Origin of the sequence: Arthrobacter antibioticus, from assembly GCF_030063205.1 — a bacterium.
In the GTDB taxonomy this organism is placed as follows: domain Bacteria; phylum Actinomycetota; class Actinomycetes; order Actinomycetales; family Micrococcaceae; genus Specibacter.
Genome location: NZ_JASISQ010000006.1, coordinates 166,144 through 182,718 on the forward strand (window position 1 = coordinate 166,144; position 16,575 = coordinate 182,718).

Sequence of the window (16,575 nt, forward strand, 5' to 3'; positions counted from 1 at the left end):
CAAAGGAGCTATTGTGCAAGAGATTTCCGTTCCGGCCAAGGTAGTTAGTCCACGGACCATGAACACCACCGATTTTGTGCTCCGGCAAGCAAAGTTGGCTACCAACCCCGCACTTTTTTCCAAACGCAATGCTGACAATGTTTGGGTTGACGTGTCAGCCAAAGAATTCCAAGCCGACGTCAGCGCCATTGCCAAAGGCATGATTGCTTCCGGTATCAAAGTGGGAGATCGAGTCGGGATCATGGCGCGTACCCGCTATGAGTGGACACTGGTTGACTTCGCCATTTGGTTTGCGGGAGCTGTCTCCGTGCCGATCTATGAAACATCCTCCCCGTCGCAGGTGGCCTGGAACCTAGGCGACTCCGAGGCAGTAGCCGTTTTTGCTGAAACCGGATCCCACGAGAAAATCATCTCTCAAGCAGTGCACAATGAGAGCCTCACCACCCTCACCCAGGTCTGGCAGCTCGAAGGCGATGGCTTGGACGTGTTGAGGGAAGCTGGTAAGGATGTCGGTGCGGACACCCTCGAGGCTGCCCGCACGGCGAACGGCTTGGATGATGTAGCCACGATTATCTACACTTCCGGCACCACAGGCCGACCCAAAGGGTGCATGCTCACACACCACAACTTTGTGGAACTCAGTGAGAACGCTCTCTCTGTGCTAGGTCACAGCGTGGTTGTGCCGGGCTCGCAAACAATCATGTTCCTGCCCCTAGCCCACGTCTTTGCACGCTACATATCCGTTTTGGCTGTTGCTGGCGGCGCCAAGGTTGGGCATACCCCAGACATTAAGCACCTGCTCGAGGACCTCCAAAGCTACAAGCCAACGTTTATTCTTGCCGTGCCTCGCGTGTTTGAAAAGGTTTATAACTCAGCAGCGCTCAAGGCTGAAGGCGAAGGCAAGGGCAAAATTTTTGCAGCAGCCGCCAAAACAGCAATCGAATACTCGCGCGCTACCCAAGACGGCAAAGTGTCCCTGGGCCTGAAGGCAAAGCACTTCGTGTTTGACAAGCTCGTCTACGTCAAACTCCGCAATGCTATGGGCGGGAACGTCCGGCACGCTGTTTCCGGCGGCGGTCCCCTGGGCGAACGCCTGGGCCACTTCTTCCAAGGTATTGGTTTGCAGATCCTCGAAGGGTATGGTCTGACCGAAACAACAGCCCCCATCACAGTTAATCGGCCCGAGCGTATCAGAATCGGTACTGTGGGCGCTCCCCTGCCAGGGAATGCGATAAAAATCGCGGACGACGGCGAAATTCTCGCCAAAGGTGTTTGCGTGATGAAAGGCTACTTTGGTCGCGAGGACCTGACGGCTGAGAACTTCATCGACGGCTGGTTCCGAACAGGCGACGTCGGAGAGCTCGACGATCAGGGCTTCCTTAAGATCACTGGTCGCAAGAAGGAAATCATTGTCACCTCCGGTGGCAAGAATGTTGTTCCGGCCCTGCTGGAAGATCAGATCCGTGCAGACGCCATCGTCTCGCAGTGCGTTGTCATTGGCGATCAGCGTCCGTTCATCGCAGCCATTGTGACCATCGATGAGGACGCGCTGGCTCAGTGGGGCAAGGCACACGGACTGCCCACAGGAATTACGGTAGCCGAGGCAGCCAAGCACTCTACAGTCATTGCGGCAGTGCAGGCGGCCGTCAACAGGGCTAACGCTTCGGTGTCTTCCGCTGAGGCTATCAAGCAGTTCAGGATTGTCGATTCGGACTTTACCGAAACTTCGGGCCACCTAACCCCATCGTTGAAGGTAAAGAGAGCCCAGGTTATGAAGGACTTCGATGCAGTGGTAGAAGAGATCTACCTGAGCAAGAAACCCGCCTAAAGCCAGGCAGCCGCGCAGCCAAAAGGCGGCGCCGGCTCCCGGAGCGGGGATGGATTTTCAAGGTCGCCCAGCGGCCGAGGAAATCTCAGCGTCCGCGAGGGAGCCGGCGCCGCCCTCTTTAGTTAAGGGGGCCGGAGCCGCCATGTGCTGTTAGGAGATCACCACCAGCAGGTCCCCACCCTGCACCTGAGCTACGCCGGAGACTGCCAGGCGGGAGACTGTGCCACCCACCGGGGTAGTAATCGAAGCCTCCATTTTCATGGCTTCGATGGTGGCAACCGTCGCGCCAGCCTCAACCACATCGCCAACAACGAGCATGACGCTCACGGCTCCGGCGAAGGGTGCAGCGATTTGTCCTGGCACGCTCTCGTCAGCCTGTTCAGCAGCCTTGACGGTGCTTTCGATGCTGCGATCACGCACAGTGATGGGACGGCTTTGGCCGTTGAGCTTGCACACAACTGTGCGCATTCCCTTCTCATCCGGCTCAGAGATCGTCTCAAGTGCCGCGATCAGGCGTACGCCCTTATCCAGATCCAGAGCGTGCTCAACCCCACGGCGTAAACCAAACAAGTAGTCACGTGTGTCGAGGACTGAAACATCACCGTACGCCTCACGAACAGCTTCAAATGCTTTGGTGGGTCCAGCGAAGAGTAAGCGGTTCAACGCCGCCCTGCGGGTAGCACTGTCACCGGCGAGCTCGGCGCTGTCAGCTGGGCTGAGAACGCCCATCCGATCAGTCAGAGTGCGGCCCTGCAGCGCTTTGGTGCGGAATGGCTCAGGCCAGCCGCCCGGCGGGGTACCCAATTCTCCACCCAGGAAGCCCACCACAGAGTCCGGGATGTCATAATTTTCTGGATTCTCCTGAAAGTCGGCAGGGTCGGCCTTGATACCCACCAAATGCAGGGCAAGATCGCCCACAACTTTAGAGGAGGGGGTGACCTTTACAAGGTGGCCAAGAATTTTGTCCGCAGCCGTGTACATGTCCTCGATTTCTTCAAATCGCTCCCCCAGCCCCAGCGCAATGGCCTGCTGACGCAAATTGGAAAGTTGCCCACCGGGAATTTCATGCTGGTAAACCCTGCCGGTGGGTGCTGTAAGTCCTGATTCAAACGGTGAGTACAGGCGTCGCACGGCTTCCCAATACGGTTCAAGGGAGCTGATGGCGGCTAGGTCAATGCCAGTGTCGCGCTCGGTGTGAGCCAATGCGGCAACGAGGGCAGAGGCTGAGGGCTGGCTTGTTGTCCCTGCCAGTGCGGCGGAGGCAACGTCAACGGCGTCGACCCCTGCATTAATGGCCGCCATCAGCGTAGCCAGCTGGCCACCTGCGGTGTCATGAGTGTGCAGGTGCACCGGCAGTTCGAAGCGCTCGCGCAGGGCCGTCACCAGTTTGGCTGCCGCAGCGGGGCGCAGGACCCCCGCCATATCCTTGATCGCCAGGATATGGGCACCGGCGTCTACGATCCGCTGGGCCAGCTCCACGTAGTAATCGAGAGTGTAGATTTTTTCGGCAGGATCCAATAGATCGCCTGTGTAGCAAAGCGCCACTTCAGCCACTGCAGTTCCGGTGGCCCGCACGGCCCTAATGGCCGGCTCCATCTGGTCCACGTCGTTGAGGGCGTCGAAAATCCGGAAGATATCAATTCCGCTGGAGGCAGCCTCCTGAACAAATGCATCGGTGACTTCGCTAGGGTACGGCGTATAGCCCACCGTGTTTCGTCCGCGCAGGAGCATTTGCAGGCAGACGTTCGGCAGCGCAACACGGAGCTGCTCCAGTCGCTGCCACGGGTCTTCACCGAGGAACCGCAGCGAAACGTCATAGGTGGCCCCGCCCCAAGCCTCAACCGAGAGCAGCGCCGGAGTCAGCACAGATACGGCTGGGCCCGGCGCAAGCAGGTCCCTGGTACGCACCCTGGTGGCCAGCAATGACTGGTGGGCGTCTCTGAACGTGGTATCCGTCACAGCTACAGCGGTTTGTGCACGCAAAGCTGCAGCGAAGCCTTCCGGGCCCAGCTCTGCCAATTGTTGCCGGGTTCCGGCCGGAGCCGAGTCCAGATCAACTTCAGGGAGTTTACGGGCCGGGTCTTCTAGCGCCGTTAGCTCACCGTGAGGCTTGTTGACAGTTGTATCCGCCAACCAGGTCAGCAGCTTTGTACCGCGATCCGAAGACACGTGGGAGTTCAATAATTCCGGGCGCTCATCAATAAATGAGGTGGCCACGTCTCCGGCGTTGAATGCGGGGTCAGCAAGAACTGCCTGCAGGAAGGCGATATTTGTTGAGACGCCGCGGATGCGGAATTCAGCCAGCGCACGGCGGGCACGGGAAACGGCTGCACCGTAGTCGCGTCCGCGGCATGTGAGCTTCACCAGCATGGAATCAAAGTGCGGGCTGATCTCGGCCCCTGCATAGATGGTTCCGCCGTCGAGCCTGACACCCGCCCCACCGGCTGAACGGTAGGTAGTAATCTCTCCGACGTCTGGGCGGAACCCGTTGGACGGATCTTCAGTGGTGATTCTGCACTGCAGTGCAGCACCCTTGACATGCACAGAGTCCTGGCTCAGACCAAGATCCGCCAGGGTCTCTCCGGCAGCGATTCGCAGCTGAGCCTGGACCAGATCAACATCTGTGATTTCTTCCGTGACGGTGTGTTCAACCTGAATACGCGGGTTCATCTCAATGAAGACGTGCTGACCGGCACGTTCACCAACAGTGTCTACCAGGAACTCAACGGTGCCGGCATTGACATAGCCCATGGCTTTGGCAAACTTCACAGCGTCGCTGTGCAACGCCTTGCGGATGTTCTCGTCCAAATTGGGGGCTGGGGCGATCTCAACCACTTTTTGGTGGCGGCGTTGCAAGGAACAGTCGCGTTCAAAAAGGTGAATCACGTTACCTTCGCCGTCGGCGAGGATTTGAACCTCAATGTGGCGCGGGCGTAGTACTGCTTGCTCGAGGAACATGGTGGCGTCACCAAAGGCGGCATCCGCTTCACGCATGGCAGCCTTGAGCGCCTCCTCCAAGTCCTCAGCCTTTTCAACACGACGCATACCGCGCCCGCCGCCGCCTGCCACAGCCTTGGCAAAAATGGGGTAACCGATCTCTGCGGCAGCACCAAGGAGGAACTCCAAGTCATCGCTGGGCGCGCTTGACTTCAGAACAGGGATCCCTGCCTTGCGCGCAGCTTCCAGCGCGTGAACCTTGTTTCCGGTGAGTTCAAGCACCTCAGCCGGTGGCCCCACGAAAGTTATGCCAGCTTCTCTGGCAGCCGCTGCCAAGTCCGGATTTTCAGAGAGGAATCCGTACCCGGGGTAGATGGCATCTGCTCCGGATTCCTTAGCCACCCGAATCACTTCTGCCACATCCAGGTACGCCCGGACAGGGTGGCCCTCTTCACCAATCAGGTAGGCTTCATCTGCCTTTTGGCGGTGAATAGAGGTCCGGTCTTCGTAGGGGTATACCGCAACCGTCTTGGCACCAAGCTCGTAGCTGGCACGGAAGGCCCGGATCGCGATTTCTCCGCGGTTGGCAACCAGAATTTTCGAAAACATCCCACTCCTGTTTAAACGATTGTCAAGCGGAACAAGCTTTGGCCCTTGGCTCAAGGCTGCCAAGCTATGTCCCGCTAGCCAAGACAGCTACCGCACGTGGTTACGCGCGGCGCCTGTCTCTTGGTAGAGGCTGTAATAAATCTATTGTTCGGCGAATCACATCAGTGCCCTTTAGGCGATGATTCCACTTCTGTGCCGTGACACAAAGTTGTGTTAGTTTCTCTCGCACACTAACAGCAACCAAATCCTGTAACACAAATCACTTCCATGTCCGTAATAAAAAACCCGGGAACAAAAGTGTTGACACAGTTCCTTAAATATGGCCACGCCTGTTGCTCAGGACTGGGTCAAAAGACTTCAGCCAGCTCCTCCATAGACGGGCACGAGCACACAAGATTTCGATCCCCAAAAGCCTGATCAATGCGGCGCACCACCGGCCAGTACTTGGCCCGCGGATCCACCCCTGCAGGGAAAACCGCTTCCTCCCTGCTGTACGGGTGTCCCCATTTCTGGGCAATACTTTGCGCCGTGTGTGGGGCGTTGCCCAGTGGATTGTCATCAGTTGGCCAGAGACCGTCCTGCACCGCCGCGATTTCCTTGCGGATAGCAATCATGGCATTAATGAACCGCTCGATCTCACCCAAGTCCTCAGACTCAGTGGGCTCGATCATCAAGGTTCCGGCTACTGGGAAAGACATGGTTGGTGCATGGAAACCGTAGTCGATCAGACGTTTAGCTACATCGTCAACACTCACTCCGGAGTCTGCGGTAATACCGCGCAGATCCAGGATGCACTCATGCGCGACCAGGTCATGGGCGCCCGTGTAGAGGACCGGGTAGTGCTCACCCAAGCGGCGGGCGATGTAGTTTGCCGACAGGATCGCAGTCTGGGTTGCCAGCCGGAGTCCGTCGGGGCCCATCATGCGAATGTAGGCCCACGAAATGGGCAGGATCGACGCCGAACCGTACGGTGCACTGGAGACCAGCCCCACCGAAGACTTAGCTCCGAGCTCACGGGCAGGCAAGTGCTTGGCCAAATGTGCACCAACGGCTACCGGGCCAACACCAGGACCCCCGCCGCCGTGCGGAATGCAGAAAGTCTTATGCAAATTCAGGTGCGAAACATCGGCACCGAACTTACCCGGCTGTGCCAACCCAACCAAAGCGTTCAGGTTGGCGCCATCAACGTAAACCTGACCACCGGCGTCGTGAATCATGGCGCAAATGCTGCTGATCGAGGTCTCAAACACACCATGCGTCGAAGGATAGGTGACCATGATGGCCGCCAAGTTTTCTTCGTGGAGGTTGATCCGCCATTTCAGATCATCTATGTCGATATTGCCAAATCCGTCAGTGGCAACCGAAACAACTTTCAATCCTGCCATGACAGCCGAGGCCGCATTAGTACCGTGCGCAGAGGTGGGGATCAAGACGATATCGCGATCCGGGTTGCCGTTCTCCACATGAAAAGCCCGGATAGCCATCAGCCCGGCAAACTCCCCCTGTGAGCCGGCATTGGGTTGCACAGAAACAGCGTCGTAGCCGGTGATCTCCGCCAACCACGCTTCCAACTGTGTTGCCAGCTCTACGATCCCTACCGTGTCCGTAGCCGGTGCGAAGGGATGTAACTGGGAGAATTCCGGCCAGGTCACTGCCGCCATTTCGGCTGTGGCATTCAATTTCATGGTGCACGAGCCCAACGGAATCATGCCACGGTCAAGGGCGTAGTCCGCGTCGGAAAGTTTGCGCAGGTAGCGCAGCATCTGCGTTTCAGAGTTGTGCGCATGAAACACCGCGTTGCTCATGTATCCGGTAGAGCGGGCGGGGGTGGGCAATTCTACGGCGCGGGCCTCCCTCGCCTCACGCGCCGGCCCGGTGCCACCGTTCTGAACGGGCACCTGACCGGCTAAGAGCCTTGAAATTTCAGCTACATCGGCATCCGTAGTAGTTTCATCAACCGCAATTTGTACATGGTCGTGGTCAACGTGGCGTAGGAGGATCCCTGCGCGGTGGGCTGCTGCAACTAGTTCAGCTGCCGCATGTCCGCTACCAGCAGCGACCCGAATTTTGAGTGTGTCGAAGTAGTTTGTGTGCACCACGGCATGCCCGGAGTCCGTGGCCGCCGTTGCTACGGCCTTGGCGCGGGTATGTACTGCGGTAGCGATCCTGCGCAGCCCGTCAGGTCCGTGGTAGAGAGCGTACATGCCTGCCATGACGGCCAAGAGTACTTGGGCGGTGCAGATGTTAGAGGTGGCCTTCTCCCGGCGGATGTGCTGCTCGCGGGTCTGCAATGCCAACCGGTATCCCGGATTACCCGCTGCATCCTTGGAGACACCCACCAAGCGGCCAGGCAGTGCGCGCTCAAGGCCCTGACGAACCGCCATGTACCCTGCGTGTGGGCCGCCAAAGCCCATAGGCACGCCGAAACGTTGAGATGTCCCCACCGCAAGGTCCGCACCCAACTCACCCGGAGATTCCAGCAGGGTCAGGGCCAGCAGGTCAGCGGCCACAGCTACTACGGCTTTCCGTTCTTTGGCTGCGGCAATGATCGGGGCAATGTCCCGGATGAGCCCGGAATCCCCCGGGTACTGCAGAAGCACACCAAAGAACGCAACATCAGGGAGCTTTTCATCAAAGTTATGCGCTAGCACCGGGATGCCCATGGCCTTGGCGCGCGTATGCACTACAGCGAGAGTCTGCGGGAACGCATCAGCATCAACCAACAGGACGGCATCCTGCGCTGCTGTGCGATTACTGCGGCGCATCAGTGCCACCGCCTCAGCTGCCGCCGTTCCTTCATCAAGCATGGAAGCGTTGGCTGTCACCATCCCGGTCAGGTCTGCCACCACTGTTTGAAAATTCAGCAGCGCCTCGAGCCGGCCCTGGGAGATTTCCGGCTGGTACGGCGTATATGCCGTGTACCACGCGGGAGACTCCAGCACGTTGCGTTGGATGACCCCAGGGGTGTGCGTGCCGTAGTAGCCTTGACCGATAAATGACTTGTTCAGCGTGTTCTTCGCTGCCAACGACTTTAACTCGGCAAGCATGGCTTCCTCCGAAGCGGCTGCCGGCAAGGCCAGGGGGGCTGTGGTGTAGATGGATTTGGGCAGCGCGGCTGTTGAAAGCTCCTCCAAAGAAGCGAATCCTAGGGTGCTCAACATATGATGAACGTGGGGTTGCGCAGTAACCCCAATGTGTCGATCACTAAAAACGGCCGACACAAGGTTGTTTGTGTCTTGGCGCCCGGGTAAATTCTCAGGGGTGTTTGTCAATGGGTTCTCCAAGTCGCGAACGTTCCACAGCTATTGTATGTGTCAGAGCTATTCGCAGCAGCACAAGATTTAGGTAAGCAACGCAAAGGGTAATGGTTCATCCGTGCAAGTAGTGAGTATCAGCAGCCTCAAAGGCGGCGTCGGCAAAACGTCAGTCACGCTTGGCTTGGCCTCAGCAGCCTTGGCCGCCGGCATCCCAACCTTGGTGATCGATCTTGATCCCCATGCCGACGCCACCACTGGGCTCGGTGTAGCCGCGCGTGGGCAATTGGACATCGGTCAACTGATCAAGAATTCTCGTAAAGCTGACTTAGCAGCCAACGTTGTGCCCAGTGGTTGGCTTGCAGCGCACCAGAGCGAGAACGAAAGCACACCAACGCTCGACGTCGCCATGGGCTCTGCCTTCAGCGGGATCTACGATAGGCCAGATCTTGGCAAACGAGACCTTCGCCGCCTTGCCACAATCTTAGCCAATGCAGACCGTGACGGCACAGCGCCATACCAACTAGTGCTTATCGATTGCCCTCCCTCACTAAACGGGCTCACCCGCATGGCGTGGACAGCAAGTAGCCGGGTGCTGTTGGTTGCCGAGCCTGGGCTGTTCTCTGTTGCCGGCACACAGCGCACGCTTCGGGCTATTGAACTTTTCCGCACCGAATTCGCTCCAGCGTTAGTTCCTGCCGGCATCGTTGCCAACAGGGTGCGCACAGGTTCCAATGAGCATGCCTACAGATTGTCTGAAATGAAGACTATGTTTGGCGAACTGCTTCTCTCACCCACGATCCCTGAGCAGGCAAACTGGCAGCAGATACAGGGTGCGGCGCACCCTGTGCACCAGTGGCCCGGAGACTCGGCAAAGAACGCCTCAGCTCTCTTTGACAGTTTGTTGGATTCAGTGCTGAACCAAAGCGCCACCCGCAGCCGCCTCTACCGCGGCTGAGCAAGCCTACTTCGCCAAGAGCCGCCAGCATGATGCTCTTGCCCGGCCAATAAATGAAACCACATTAACAGTAGCCGTTACTAGCTCTCCAGTGGTGGAGAGTCTCAACCATTACTACGGGCTAGTTGAAATACACATTGAGGGGGAAATGTATTTGAGCATGACTGACTCAAAAACCAGAACCTGTTGCTAATTCTTCCCGGTTCCACTTCTAGCTGTAGTTGGTTCTAGGAGAGTTGGTTCTAGGAAATCTTGCGGGTTTCCCGGCGCTTACCCAGCTCATCATCGGGGAAGCTCTGCACGGCTGCATGCTCACTGGGCAACGACGCCAAACTACCTTCAACTTCTCGCCAGACACGTCCCACGGCGATCCCAAAGACACCTTGGCCACCCTGGACAAGGTCAATGACCTCATCCGCTGAGGTGCATTCATAGACTGATGCGCCATCACTCATCAAAGTGATTTGGGCCAGATCTTCAACGCCACGTTCGCGCAGGTGTTCAACGGCCGCGCGAATCTGCTGCAGCGAAACACCTGTGTCCAACAACCGCTTGACAACCTTCAAAACGAGAATGTCCCGGAAACCATAGAGCCGTTGCGAACCGGAACCGGCTGCTCCGCGCACGGCAGGTTCCACCAGTCCCGTCCGGGCCCAGTAATCCAGTTGGCGGTAGGTGATACCGGCGGCCTTGCAGGCTGTTGGCCCTCGGTAGCCTGCGTTTTCATCCAGTACGGGCAGATCTTCAGTGAAAAGCAAACCCTGCGAACCTGCCTTCATGGCAGTGCTGGGGACAACGGCTGCCGTTAGCTCGCCGGCGTCACTCTTAGCACTCACGTGGATCCTCCTGTTCACAGCCCCCTGGACGGTTGGTTTGCTGACACACGGCCAAGGCCAGACACGTCGAGGGCGAGCTTTACGGGCTCGTACCTCAAGTGTGCCCGTGCCAGCCGAAGCTTGCAATGGGGAACTCGATACTCCGACGTTAGAGGGGTGCGGGACCAAGGTCAAAGACGTCTGCACAACAATTTAACCGTGTCGAAAGTTTCAGCTTCAAGTTTAACCTTAGACATTGTCCAAAAAACGTGAAATCCGGCGAAATTACTTGTCAAAGTCTTCCGGTTCGACCTCATTGAGGAATTCCCTAAATTGACGTACTTCACGTTCTTTCGCCTCATCGTCAGCGACAGCTTGCTCATTGCCATCCTGGTCGTGATCGCCAATGACAACCCCGGCTTCATCCACGAGAGACTCCGCAGCCCAAATGGGGCATTGTGCTCGCTGAGCGATGGCGATGGCGTCTGAGGCTCGCGAACCAATGATGGTTCCGTTATCAAAAACCAGTTCGGCGTAGAAGACGCTGTCTTCAACTTTTGTCAGGTTCACTTGCGAAATACTGTGGCCTAGAGCCAGTACAACTCCGCAGAGCAGGTCATGAGTCAGAGGCCTTGGCGGCACAACGCCCTGCTCTGCCAAAGCTATGGCGGTGGCCTCAGAGGCACCTATCCAGATGGGGATATGACGCTCACCCATCAATTCACGCAGTAGGACCAGCGGCTGATTTGAGGGCATCTCTATTCGAACACCGACAATTTTTACTTCAATCACGGCGTTTCCATTTCGGCTATCCGGGCCTGCACCAGAGCACTATGCAATCCCAAACATAACTCGGCTATTTCCCGGGCCGCCTCAGCCGCCCGCATAGTTGAGGTGCTGCCCTTACGCGAGGACACGGGCCCAACGGCTCGCTCAACCAAACCAAATTCTCTTTCGGCAGCAGCCTGAAAGGGCCGCAAGTGCCGCGGTTCAAGTCCGTGTGCAGCCAAGGCGGTGCACGCTTGCGCAACTTTCAGGCCGTGATCATCAAATGTGCCATCCTGGAGCCCTATCAAGCCATAGCTGAGCATAGCTTCGTACAGCTCAGCACTGGCCCCGGATTCAGCGCACAGTTGCTCGGGTGTCAGCCGTCGTGATCGACTCTTAAGTTCCTTAGCAAGGTCCTCGGAGACCATCCGCGGCGTAATCGAAACACCCGGAGGTAGGTTCACCGGGGTGAGACCGGAGTCAATAGCATCCAAGTATTCGCGGATGACTTTCAATGGCAGGTAATGATCTCGCTGGAGAGCCAAAACAAAGCGCAGCCGTTCAACGTCGGAGTCATGGAACTGACGGTAACCGGCGGGCGTCCGCTGAGGGGTGATCAATCCCTTTTCTTCATAAAAGCGGATCTTGGATGCCGTGACAGTTGGGAAATCCGTGCACAGCAGGGCCAAAACCTCGCCAATATTCAAGACACCTCCGGCACCTAGATGCCGGTTAGTTTGGACGTCCACCAATCGGCTCCGGGCTCCAGTGCTCAGACTTCCCACAACGCCCTAAGAGTCCGCAGCCGTATCGCCTGACACTGAACCGCCGGATACGGAACCGTCAGACACTGCATCGCCCACCGCTGTGTCTGCGGGCGCTGTGTCTGCTGCGCTGAAGTAGTAGGTGAGCCGGAACTTACCAATTTGAACCTCATTACCTGAACGCAAGCGCACAGCATCGACCCGGTCCCCATTGACATAGGTGCCGTTGAGGCTTCCAGCGTCAATGACTTCAAACCCGCCGTCGTACTTCAAAAAATTCACGTGCCTACGCGAAACCGTGACGTCATCTAAGAAGATGTCAGCGTCAGGGTGACGACCAGCTGTGGTGACCTTGCTGTCAAGCAAGAACCTTGCACCTGCGTTTGGCCCCACGTGGGCGATCAGCAGCGCCGAACCCGTGGGAAGCGAGCTCACTGCATTTTCCTCATCCGATGCCAAAACAGGGACCGTCAAGGACCCAGCTTGGACGGGAGGCAGATGAATTGAGGTGGTATCTGTTGCACCGGAGTGATCTTGGGCGTTGGCCTGATCATTCACCCCGGCGTCGTTGCCCTTGTCAACCATTGGTACTCCTCCTTGCCGCAAAGTAGTAGGAAACCCTGTTGGGCCCCAAATAAAACTCTATAGAACTAAGTACTAGCCTACCTTTTTCTGGTAGTCCTCCGCACTGAGCAACGAGTCGAAAGTGGACGTCTCAGAAAGAGTGATTTCCATGAGCCAGCCGGCACCGTAAGGAGCTGAGTTGATGAGCGCCGGATCGGTATCAAGAGCTTCATTGCGGGCAGTCACTTTCCCCGTCAGCGGTGCGTAAATATCGCTGACACTCTTCGTTGATTCAACTTCACCCACCACCGTGTCTGCCGTGACTTCGGTGCCAAGTTCAGGAACCTGGACGTACACAACGTCACCAAGGGCATCTTGAGCGAAATCGGTGATGCCAACTCGCACCACGCCATCAGCTGTGGGTGCCATAACCCATTCATGCTCTGCTGTATAGGACAGGTCTGCGGGAATGCTGCTCATTATGGGCGCCTTTCAGGGTTCACTCGCGGCCGCGCGAAGAGAAACTGGAGTTTACATTAAAGAAAATCAAAACTAGGGTCATGGCTGATTTTACCCACAAACCACAACCAGTCTTTAGTGTGGGGCCGCTCTTTACAAGTCGAAGGTACTTTCTAAGGCCTCTAGTGGCAAATCTACCCCGTCCTGCAACGAATCTGGGATGATTTACCTATGACCGATTCAGTTACTCCTACTTACTCCGGTGACGGGCAAGCCCCAGACACCCGGGGCAGCACGCCCACACATTTGCCGACGGCACCAGGAACCAGCAATGAAACGAAAATGCCCAGCTGGCTTTTTCGCACCATTCTTGGCATGGGCGCCGCTGCTGTGCTGGTCATTGTTTATTTTGTGGCCTCTGTGACTGTGCCGCTGATGTGGGCCAACTCGATCAGGGACCAGATCGGCGGTCAACTGGGCAACAGCATTCCGCTTGGCATGTTTTACGGATTTGTCTTCTCGTTCTTCCCTGTCGTCATCGCCTGGCAAGCTCACAGGCGTCGGCTCAATAAGTGGGTACGGGTTTCCTTGCTCGCACTCGCTGTGCTCCTAACCATCCCCAACCTACTGACACTCGCCGTCCTGTTCGGGAACACAAAAACTGCCGCCGATGCACGGTCCATCTGGGCCAATAGCGCCAACTGGTTTGGTACATGGAGTCAGTTGTTCATGGTTGTCGGGGTGGTGTGCGCAGTGGCGTTGGTTGTGTTGGGACGCATGTGGCGCCGCCGCGGGAAACGGATCAGGGAGATTAAAACCGCCGAGAAATTAGTTTATAAGGACAAACTGGCCCAGAAGCTCGCGGGCAGGGATGCCGCCAAGGTGGCTGACAAGCAGGCTAAAGCCGATGCCCGAGCAGCCGAAAAAGCAACCAAGGCAACCGCCCGTTTGGAACGTCGCACGGCCCCGGCCCAGCAAGATGCTGGGCCCGACACCATCGAATCTACCCCAGCATCAGAAGCGCTGCCCCCAGCCCCGCACACCGACACGCCTCCGAACTAGAGCTCGGCTATGGAACAGATTCAGCCCTGCACACTAGTTGGCGTCCAGCCAGGGCAGTCGTCCACCATCGTGGCTGAAGGAGCACGCCTAGCGGCCGATCTCCCGGCACAACTCGCCTACTCATTGGAACAAAAAACCGGAGCCCTGGATTTGCAGTGGCCGCTCCGGTGGCCCGGCTCGCCCGCGCCGGCTATCCCCCGGGGCGTGCAGACGCTCAAGTCAAACACGACTCTGGGAGGCACGCACGGAGACAGCCGGACTTCGCTGCATAAAAAATGCCACCGTTGCGTGGCGGTGAAACGTGCCTGCACTGACCACATTCCGGTTTTGGTGATCACCACCAAGCTGGGGTTGCCGGGGCAGGCCAGCAAGTGAAAATACCGTATCTAGACGTCCGAACCTTATCCGTTGTCGCCGTGGGTGGCACGCTGGGGGCCGGAGCTCGACAGGCTCTTGTTTTGGCCGTGCCTGATGCCGGTCCTCTGCCCGTGTCCATCATCGTTGCAAACATCGTTGGCGCTTTTCTCTTGGGGCTCCTTTACGCCATTCTCAACCGCCAAGATGCGCTTAATGACCGCCCGCACTCAAGCAACGACGCGGAAGGCTATCCGCCGTCGAATTCTTCCAGAAATGCACTGGAGCGCAACCGACGACTGCGATTGCTGTTGGGAACCGGGTTTTGTGGCGGCTTCACAACCTACAGTGCACTGGCCGTTGGCGTCGTACTCATCGCTGGAGGCTCCAGTTCAGGTGGATCGGCCTGGGCCTGGGCTGCTGCCTATGGACTGGGCACGGTGTTCACAGGTGTCTTGGCTACCTGGGCTGGGATAGCACTCGGTACCTTTTCCGAAAGAGTCGGTACCTTTTCCGAAAGAGTCAGTCACGACACTCCTGAGAAACCCAGAATTCAGCGAGAAAGCCAGCCATGACACCTTTGGTCTTTGCTGCTCTGGCGGTTGCCGGCGGGATGGGTGCCGCTGCCCGGTTTGCTGTCGATGGAGCGGTTGGAAGCCGTTTGCGAACAATTTTTCCGCTGGCCACGTTCATCATCAACGTTTCAGGGTCGTTGGCGCTGGGCCTATTGACCTCGTTGGCGGCCGGGCATTTATTTTCCCAGGAATGGGCGCTAATCTTGGGCGCCGGGTTTTTGGGTGGCTACACCACTTTCAGTACCGCCAGTTATGAAACTGTGCGCTTGATGGGTGAAGACCGGTACTTTGCTTCATTGGCCAACGCTTTGGGATCTCTAATTTCCACTGTGGCAGCCGCAGCTTTTGGCTTTTGGCTTGGTTCGCTCTTTTAGTGCGTTCCAGCGCCACCAAAGATCGGCCACGGCACTTTTAGCTGTCCTGGCCGGTCTGGCCGCTAACCCTGAGCAGCCAAGGCGATTAAAATAAGACGACCCGCAGAGCATCGGCGAGATACTCGTACGGGCCTAACCGCAGCTAACTCTGAGAAGAGCGCATTGGCTAACAAGAACACTACCTGTCCATTAGCTGAACAGTTGTATTGAAAAGCCCCGATGAGCCGTATTTCACAGTGCGTGATTACACACTGCCTAATTTCATGGTGCAGAGTTCTTACGGTGTGACATTCTTTGTGGCTCATGCTCCTCCCTAACCATCAGAGCCCCCAAGTAAAAGAAAAGCGAGTGTTGGCTAAGCAAGCTCCACAATGCCACCGACAGTTGCAGCCGTGGCCCCTGCGTAGGCAAGGATGACCACAAGGGATCGCGCACGGTGGGGTGCAATCCAGTGGGCCAATATCTCGCCCGCAATCAAGCCAGCCACGATCGCTACCCCAACGGCTGCCCATGTCCATATCTCCATCTGAGGCATAGACCCGGGAGTCGCAAGGCATTTGGCGAGAATAGATGCAACTCCGATGGTTAGAAAATATGGTTGCATGGTTGCAGCAAATGAGCGCTGGTCCCATTTTGATGCAACGGCGTACACGCTCATAGCCGGTCCACCCACGCCTGCTGTGGTGTTCATAGCACCGCTCATTGTGCCCGCGAGGATCATTGGGCTCAGTCGTGTTTCCTTGCTAGGCGATTTCATTCGCAACGACATGGTCAAACTGATGAGCACAACCACCCCCACTCCGACCTGCAGCCAGGCACCCGGAATGTACTTGAGGATAATTGCCCCCGGAATAACTCCGGCAAGCGCCGCGAAAGCAAGGATGAGATATTTTTTAAAGTCAATATATTTATAGACTCTAAAGATGACCAGGGCTGAGGCGACGGCTCCGCAGACATTAACGAGCACTATCCCTGTCACAGGCCCCATGATCAACACCACGAAAGGCGCGCAGACTAGTGCGAACCCCATACCTGTTAGTCGCTGCATCGTGGCACCGGTGAATATCGCCAACACCAGGGCCAATGCCATACTCGCGTTCACGAAATCCAAATCAAATAACTGGATTCGGTGTGTACCTTCACTGCTGGCGTTCTCCCTCCACGACCCTGCCCGATTGTTCCACACGGGCGCTTGAAGCCGAAGTTGCCCCTGTGCGCACAATGTGACCCGTGCAACATTACTGGTTAGTAACA

At 57.1% G+C, this 16,575-nt stretch carries 14 protein-coding genes; 6 read left to right on the top strand and 8 right to left on the bottom strand.

The window, feature by feature from the left end; translation table 11 throughout:
* The first annotated feature begins 13 nt into the window (after nucleotides 1-13).
* Nucleotides 14-1,828: an AMP-dependent synthetase/ligase gene (locus QMG40_RS13515; protein ID WP_283531589.1), complete on the top strand. Its 1,815-nt coding sequence runs from the start codon at nucleotides 14-16 to the stop codon at nucleotides 1,826-1,828.
* Nucleotides 1,829-1,978: 150 nt separating this feature from the next.
* Here the strand turns inward: QMG40_RS13515 and QMG40_RS13520 are convergent, their stop codons facing one another.
* Nucleotides 1,979-5,374, bottom strand: a complete 3,396-nt coding sequence (locus tag QMG40_RS13520; protein ID WP_283531590.1) for a pyruvate carboxylase — start codon at nucleotides 5,372-5,374, stop codon at nucleotides 1,979-1,981.
* Between the two features lie 347 nt (nucleotides 5,375-5,721).
* The gene (gcvP, locus tag QMG40_RS13525; RefSeq protein WP_283531676.1) at nucleotides 5,722-8,595 is read right to left on the bottom strand and encodes an aminomethyl-transferring glycine dehydrogenase; all 2,874 of its coding nucleotides are present in this window, start codon (nucleotides 8,593-8,595) and stop codon (nucleotides 5,722-5,724) included.
* A 154-nt stretch (nucleotides 8,596-8,749) separates the two neighbouring features.
* Here gcvP and QMG40_RS13530 point away from each other — a divergent pair, with 154 nt between their 5' ends.
* The gene (locus tag QMG40_RS13530; protein WP_283531591.1) at nucleotides 8,750-9,586 is read left to right on the top strand and encodes a ParA family protein; all 837 of its coding nucleotides are present in this window, start codon (nucleotides 8,750-8,752) and stop codon (nucleotides 9,584-9,586) included.
* Nucleotides 9,587-9,828: 242 nt separating this feature from the next.
* Here the strand turns inward: QMG40_RS13530 and QMG40_RS13535 are convergent, their stop codons facing one another.
* From QMG40_RS13535 to gcvH, 5 genes are all read right to left on the bottom strand, one after another.
* On the bottom strand, nucleotides 9,829-10,422 hold the full coding sequence (locus QMG40_RS13535; protein ID WP_283531592.1) for a MerR family transcriptional regulator: 594 nt from the start codon (nucleotides 10,420-10,422) through the stop codon (nucleotides 9,829-9,831).
* Between the two features lie 264 nt (nucleotides 10,423-10,686).
* Nucleotides 10,687-11,193, bottom strand: coding sequence for a bifunctional nuclease family protein (locus QMG40_RS13540; protein ID WP_283531593.1), 507 nt, complete (start codon nucleotides 11,191-11,193; stop codon nucleotides 10,687-10,689).
* Complete coding sequence (gene ftsR / locus QMG40_RS13545) at nucleotides 11,190-11,918, bottom strand: transcriptional regulator FtsR (protein ID WP_283531594.1); 729 nt, start codon at nucleotides 11,916-11,918, stop codon at nucleotides 11,190-11,192. The genes QMG40_RS13540 and ftsR overlap by 4 nt, the downstream gene beginning before the upstream one ends.
* A 42-nt stretch (nucleotides 11,919-11,960) precedes the next feature.
* A complete protein-coding gene (locus QMG40_RS13550) occupies nucleotides 11,961-12,518 on the bottom strand; it encodes an FHA domain-containing protein (RefSeq protein ID WP_283531595.1) in 558 nt (185 codons plus the stop codon).
* 72 nt (nucleotides 12,519-12,590) lie between these two features.
* Nucleotides 12,591-12,977, bottom strand: coding sequence for a glycine cleavage system protein GcvH (gcvH, locus tag QMG40_RS13555; protein WP_283531597.1), 387 nt, complete (start codon nucleotides 12,975-12,977; stop codon nucleotides 12,591-12,593).
* A gap of 210 nt (nucleotides 12,978-13,187) precedes the next feature.
* Here gcvH and QMG40_RS13560 point away from each other — a divergent pair, with 210 nt between their 5' ends.
* Genes QMG40_RS13560 through crcB form a run of 4 tightly spaced genes read left to right on the top strand, consistent with a single transcriptional unit; the run spans nucleotide 13,188 to nucleotide 15,321 of the window.
* A complete protein-coding gene (locus QMG40_RS13560) occupies nucleotides 13,188-14,018 on the top strand; it encodes a hypothetical protein (RefSeq protein ID WP_283531598.1) in 831 nt (276 codons plus the stop codon).
* Nucleotides 14,019-14,027: 9 nt separating this feature from the next.
* Nucleotides 14,028-14,393: a hypothetical protein gene (locus QMG40_RS13565; RefSeq protein WP_283531599.1), complete on the top strand. Its 366-nt coding sequence runs from the start codon at nucleotides 14,028-14,030 to the stop codon at nucleotides 14,391-14,393.
* Nucleotides 14,390-14,947, top strand: a complete 558-nt coding sequence (locus tag QMG40_RS13570; protein WP_283531600.1) for a fluoride efflux transporter FluC — start codon at nucleotides 14,390-14,392, stop codon at nucleotides 14,945-14,947. The genes QMG40_RS13565 and QMG40_RS13570 overlap by 4 nt, the downstream gene beginning before the upstream one ends.
* Nucleotides 14,944-15,321 carry a fluoride efflux transporter CrcB gene (gene crcB / locus QMG40_RS13575; protein ID WP_283531601.1) on the top strand — a complete coding sequence of 126 codons (378 nt, stop codon included), beginning with the start codon at nucleotides 14,944-14,946 and terminating at the stop codon, nucleotides 15,319-15,321. The genes QMG40_RS13570 and crcB overlap by 4 nt, the downstream gene beginning before the upstream one ends.
* 355 nt (nucleotides 15,322-15,676) lie before the next feature.
* Here the strand turns inward: crcB and QMG40_RS13580 are convergent, their stop codons facing one another.
* Nucleotides 15,677-16,423: a sulfite exporter TauE/SafE family protein gene (locus QMG40_RS13580; protein WP_283531602.1), complete on the bottom strand. Its 747-nt coding sequence runs from the start codon at nucleotides 16,421-16,423 to the stop codon at nucleotides 15,677-15,679.
* Nucleotides 16,424-16,575 lie beyond the last annotated feature (152 nt).

Bases quoted from the DNA above. Each gene is read 5' to 3' on its own strand.
- QMG40_RS13520 (WP_283531590.1), bottom strand. From the start codon at position 5,374: ATGTTTTCGAAAATTCTGGTTGCCAACCGCGGAGAAATCGCGATCCGG.
- QMG40_RS13550 (WP_283531595.1), bottom strand. From the start codon at position 12,518: ATGGTTGACAAGGGCAACGACGCCGGGGTGAATGATCAGGCCAACGCC.
- gcvH (WP_283531597.1), bottom strand. From the start codon at position 12,977: ATGAGCAGCATTCCCGCAGACCTGTCCTATACAGCAGAGCATGAATGG.
- QMG40_RS13560 (WP_283531598.1), top strand. From the start codon at position 13,188: ATGACCGATTCAGTTACTCCTACTTACTCCGGTGACGGGCAAGCCCCA.
- QMG40_RS13565 (WP_283531599.1), top strand. From the start codon at position 14,028: ATGGAACAGATTCAGCCCTGCACACTAGTTGGCGTCCAGCCAGGGCAG.
- crcB (WP_283531601.1), top strand. From the start codon at position 14,944: ATGACACCTTTGGTCTTTGCTGCTCTGGCGGTTGCCGGCGGGATGGGT.